Annotated in this window: 3 protein-coding genes and 1 pseudogene; 1 reads left to right on the top strand and 3 read right to left on the bottom strand. The window is 43.2% G+C overall.

The genetic code is table 11. The annotated features are described in order from the left end of the window. Positions 1-157: 157 nt before the first annotated feature. The gene (gene mnmC, locus CXF78_RS12495; protein WP_257984903.1) at positions 158-2,251 is read left to right on the top strand and encodes an FAD-dependent 5-carboxymethylaminomethyl-2-thiouridine(34) oxidoreductase MnmC1; all 2,094 of its coding nucleotides are present in this window, start codon (positions 158-160) and stop codon (positions 2,249-2,251) included. 198 nt (positions 2,252-2,449) lie between these two features. Here mnmC and megL read toward each other — a convergent pair whose 3' ends face one another. From megL to CXF78_RS12480, 3 genes and pseudogenes are all read right to left on the bottom strand, one after another. Beyond that, positions 2,450-3,634, bottom strand: coding sequence for a methionine gamma-lyase (megL, locus tag CXF78_RS12490; RefSeq protein ID WP_102036973.1), 1,185 nt, complete (start codon positions 3,632-3,634; stop codon positions 2,450-2,452). A gap of 214 nt (positions 3,635-3,848) precedes the next feature. After that, positions 3,849-4,898: a 2-alkyl-3-oxoalkanoate reductase gene (oleD, locus tag CXF78_RS12485; RefSeq protein ID WP_102036972.1), complete on the bottom strand. Its 1,050-nt coding sequence runs from the start codon at positions 4,896-4,898 to the stop codon at positions 3,849-3,851. Positions 4,899-4,931: 33 nt separating this feature from the next. Beyond that, positions 4,932-5,486: pseudogene (locus CXF78_RS12480) on the bottom strand (AMP-binding protein); the annotation flags it as partial.

Below are 5,486 nucleotides of genomic sequence, written 5' to 3'. Positions count from 1 at the left end.
TTCCGGTGATCACGACTCTTTTCATTTTTATGCTATCCATTTGGTACATGTCGGTACTTAATTGCGGCAATCATAGCTGCTTTGAAGCAATTAAGTGGTCAGCTTTCCATAAACGCAGGTAAAATAATGCCAAGTTATCGGCCCTGAGTAAAATATTTTGAACAAAACACCTTTATTATCTGTATCCCCGAACCTACACGAGTTGCATATTTGTGAATTACTGGGCAACAACGCCAATCAAAATAGCCGATATTCCCACATTGTTAAGCAGTATATCGCCGAAGTATTGCAAAGCAGTGACGATAAAATAGCAGCCACAAATACTCAACCACATTTACTAACGCTAGGCCAACTCGGTTTTGGCGATGGCCACGAAATAATACTATTACTGGCAGCCTTACAAGAGGCTAACTTGCAAAATCCTTTGATACAGCAACAAACTCGAATTCACATCAGTGTATTTGAACAAGGCCCAGTAAACTGTAAGCAACTGCAACATACATGGCAACAACAAGGGCTACTTGATTCAGACCATCATTTATTCGATTTTATCCAAGCATTACTCAATGGTGAAATTGCAGCCATCGAAGGTTGCCAGCGACTGAGTCTACTCCAAAACCAAATTATCATTGACCTGTATCAAGGTTCGCCACTAGCGCAAGCCAAAACCATTGCTACGCCGAATAAACAAAGGATAACACATTGGTTTGCCCTACCCCATACGAACCAAGAGGCTCATTCAGATCAATATTTTCATCAGCGTTCAGTTTGGGAATATGGTCGACTCAGTGTTGATAATGCAACATTTTTAGCGGCTAGCACAAATGACGAAAATATTGCTCCAACTATCAAAAAGCAACTAGCATTTTGCGGATTTTTATCCTCCACATCATTCAAATCGACTGATGACATTGCTATCGCAGAACGTAACGCGCTAAGACAACAACTACAGCAACAGTTTGCTTATAACCCATTGCCACCGTTACATTCTAATAACAACAGCCCTATAGCTATTATAGGTGGCGGTATCGCTTCTGCAAGTCTTGCCTTGTCTCTGGCTGAACGCGGCAAAGATGTGATTATTTATTGCAAAGATGACACATTAGGACAAGGCGCATCAGGCAACAAACAAGGTGCTATTTATCCCCTGCTTACCCCCGAAAATGGCTCGCTAAGTCAATTTTTCCAACAAGCCTTTCTATACAGTCGACGCAGAATTCAGGCCTTAGTTGATAATGGATATGACATAGGACATGAGTGGTGTGGTGTATTACACACAGGTTTCGATCAACGTAGCCAAACAAGATTGGATAAAATCATTGATGCTCAAGCGTGGCCAAGTGAAATTGCTTTTGCTGTCAGTCCACACCAAGCTACACAACTTGCTAACGTCGATATTGATAAACCTGGCTTTTATTATCCATTAGGCGGTTGGGCTTGTCCGTTTGAATTCGCACAAGCAAGTATTGCCAAAGCACAAACATTAACCAAAGTTCGCATTGTCTATAATAGCGACATTAGCTCACTTGAATCACACTCATCTGGCTGGCAACTGTTTAGCGCCGAAGACAATACCCCTATAGCAACCCACGAACAGGTTGTCATCGCCTCAGGAGCTCAACTTACTCAGTATAAGCAGACAAAAAATCTATCAATTACAGGCTTTAGAGGTCAAGTTAGCCATGTACCGCCAAAAGGTGAGCTAGCACAGCTTAATACTGTTATCTGCGCCAATGGTTATTTAACCCCACAACATAACCAACTGCATTGCGTTGGAGCCAGTTATGTAAAAGACCCACAACATCTTGATTTTTGCCCGATAGAGCAGCATGAAAATAGTCTTAAAATGCAACAAAGCTTTCCTAATTCAAACTGGCCTAATGATATTGATGTTTCAAACAACGATGCCAGAGTTGGCGTAAGGATGGTCAGTCGCGATCACTTCCCGGTAATGGGTTGTGCGCCTGATGTTGAAGCGTTATTTACACGCTATGCTGTTCAACAGCAATCGAAAGACAAACCCAGTCTATGGCAACATTACTGGCAAACAACACCAGCACCAATTTATGACGGGTTATATGTGTTAGGAGGACTAGGCTCACGCGGCCTAAGCTCAGGCCCATTAGTCGCCGAATGCTTAGCAGCAAATCTATGTGGCGAACTATCACCATTAAGCCTAGAGCTACAAGCCTTACTTAGCCCTAACCGAATGTGGATGCGTAAACTGCTTAAAAGAAAAGCGTTGATATAAACAACGTAAAATGTCAGGCGGCTGTCATTTAGTAATAAATGGAAAACGGGTTCAAAGCTGAATGACCAAAGAAATATTCATTTTTATCGATTTATAGCTACTCATAGCGAATATTCAGTATTTTGAAGATTTTGTTTTCCATAAAAATAAACGCCACGTAATTAACTTAAGCGCAGCGTACTATTTTAACCTTTTGTTTCACGTTAACGCTTGTTCTATATCTGCGATTAAATCTTCTACATTCTCTAATCCAACCGAGATACGCAGTAGGTTGTCGGTAATGCCTGCGGCTAATCGTGCTTCTGGTGTGTAAGGCGAGTGGGTCATGGATGCGGGGTGTTGAATAAGTGATTCGGCGTCGCCTAAGCTTACGGCGATAGTGAATAGCTTTACACGATTAACAAAGTTGATTGCGTCTTGCTTGTCGCCTTTTAACTCAAATGCGATAACGCCGCCGGCGCGTTTCATTTGGTTACCAATGAAGCGATGACCTTGGTGGTGTTCTAAGCCTGGGTAAAAGACCTGGCTGAATTTAGGGTGTTTATCTAAAAATTCAGCTAACACTTCTGCGTTATCGCAATGACGAGTTAAGCGTACGTCTAGGGTTTTTAAACCGCGTAAAATTAACCAAGCGTCGTGTGGTGATATCACGCCACCAAAGTCTTTTAATATTTCGTATTTTAATCTGTGCATGTGTTCTGCATTACCGCACACAATACCCGCGATTACATCACCATGGCCGTTTAAGTACTTGGTCGCACTGTGGATCACCATGTCGATGCCTAACGCTAACGGTTGCTGCAATAGTGGTGTCATAAAGGTGTTATCGACGATTGATACTAGATTGTGCGCTTTGGCGACGTTGGCCATGGCGGTAAGATCGAATACTTGTAAATGTGGGTTTACTGGTGTTTCGCAGAACAGCACTTTGGTGTTTGGCTTGATGGCCGCCTCTACTGCGTTCATGTCGGTGAAGTCGACTAATGTACTCGTAATGCCTAAGCGGGTTAGCTGAGTGGTCATCAGCGCGAACGTACAACCATAAACCGCTTTAGATGCGATTAAGTGATCGCCTGCATGCAAATGAGTTAATAATGCACTTGATACTGCCGCCATGCCAGATGCGGTTGCAGCTGCGTCTTCTGCGCCTTCTAGCAGCGCCATTTTACGTTCAAGTTCTGCGGTGGTTGGGTTACCAAGGCGAGTATAAATATAACCCGGCTCTTCACCTGCAAAACGTGCTCCGCCTTGTTCGGCAGTATCAAATACAAAGGTGGCTGTTTGATATAAAGGTGTGGTGAGTGAGCCAAAGGCTTCGCGTTGATGTCCGCCATGAATGGCTAATGTGGCTAAGTTCCATTTACCCTGATTGTTATCTTGCATTGCTTCTCCCTGCGCCACCTTGTTATGAGTTGTTACCCTCTTTGGGGTTATTGTTGTGGTGGTCGGAATTTAAGATACAGTGGAATAAAATATAACCAAGTGATTGTTGAAAAATAACCCACGAAGTGATGTAAAAACAATTTTACAAACAGCTGTTTACATCGTTTAGACCATTCACTTGCATATGCAGTTCACGCAATGAAAATGGGCTAGCCTAACTTGTGAGTGATTGCTTCAGCTTTTGCATACCTTGATCAATGCTAACAAGCGGTTGATAACCTAAGTCTTGTTTGGCTGCGCTGATGTCAAAGTAATGGCTGGTTGAGAGTTGTCTTGCAACAAAACGAGTCATGATGGGTTCTTGCGATTTATTCAGCAGACCATATACGGTTTCAAGCACCACGCCTGCAGCGTAAGCAACACCGGCTGGCACGCGCTTGGTTACTGGCGGTAAATCAACACTGGCTAGAATACGATTAAGCATATCTGCCATGGTAATGGGTTGATCATTACTTAAAAAATACGCTTTACCTGCGCACTTAGCATTAGTGACTAAATCTAACGCCGCTAAAACATGAGCATAAGCTGCGTTATCAACATAAATGGTATCGACCAGTTTATCTTCATGACCAACTAGCTTTAGTCGTCCTGCCCGCGCGCGTTCAATGACTCTTGGCACGAGATGAGGATCATTTGGTCCCCAAATCAAATGTGGTCGTAAGGCTGTAGTGTGAAGTTGAGCAGAATTAGCGGCAAGCACATGTTGCTCTGCGATGGCTTTAGATTCGCCGTAGTAATTGAGGTATGTTTCAGCGTAAGGCGCTGATTCATTAATGCCGTTTTCGTCACGCCCTGCAAAGGTCACACTTGGGGTGCTGGTGTAGACTAAACGTTGAATATTAAGCGCTTTACAGGCATTAATAATATTATTTGCGCCATCAACATTAGGCGAGTAATAACTTTGCTTACTGCCCCACACGCCAGCCTTTGATGCCACATGAAACACTAAGTCACAGCCTTGCATGGCTTGTTTAACGTTATCGTAGTCGCTGATATCGCCTTGCCGCATATCGACGCCCAGATCAACCAGTCTTGGGTAATCACCACGGGCAAAGCCCACCACCTGAATACCTACTGCCAATAAGCGCTGACAAATCGCCAATCCTAAAAAGCCGCCTGCTCCGGTTACAAACACTTTGTTGACCGACAATGATAATTGCTTAAGCGCTGCTTGCTCAAGAGGATGTAAATCTGTCAGATCCATTATTAATACCTTATTCTTACTCTAAGACGAGCTTTATTCTTTCCACTGTTTTTGTGCCCAAACAGCAAGTTTTTCTCTGAATATTTTTGCGTTATGACGCACATCAACCGGAAATTCAGGATGAATTAAAAAGCGTCCTATTCCTTCGGTATGCGGATATTGTTCTGCTATGACTAATAACTCTTGATAGAGTGCTTTAGAGGTTGAGCATACGATGTCTTTTTGTAGTTCAATGCACAATACCGGCACGGTATTATTGCCCACCTTAACACCCACAATGGCTGAACGTTTTACTTGCGGATGGGTGTTAAATACGCGCTCACAAGGTAAGGTGTAAAAGCGTTTGATTCTTTGTTGACCACGCGTAGCATCAACAATATGACCTTTACGACCACACATCCATAATAAGCCGTTATCGTCTAAATATCCTACGTCACCCATCCGATGCTTAACGTGTTCACCATCGTTAATTTTAGCTAACTCAGTGGCATGTTGACGTTGATAATAGGCTTGGCTGACCATTGGGCCGCTCACGACAATTTCACCAATTTCATTGGTGGCAAGTTTTTTGACTTCAGCCCAATGAGG

Source organism: Shewanella sp. 11B5 (assembly GCF_002836795.1).
Lineage (GTDB): Bacteria > Pseudomonadota > Gammaproteobacteria > Enterobacterales > Shewanellaceae > Shewanella > Shewanella frigidimarina.
Note: the sequence above shows the minus strand (reverse complement) of the source record. Positions and strands in the feature narration are given on the sequence as shown.

Coding starts and splice junctions, on each gene's coding strand:
- megL (WP_102036973.1), bottom strand. CDS start 3,634: ATGCAAGATAACAATCAGGGTAAATGGAACTTAGCCACATTAGCCATT.
- oleD (WP_102036972.1), bottom strand. CDS start 4,898: ATGGATCTGACAGATTTACATCCTCTTGAGCAAGCAGCGCTTAAGCAA.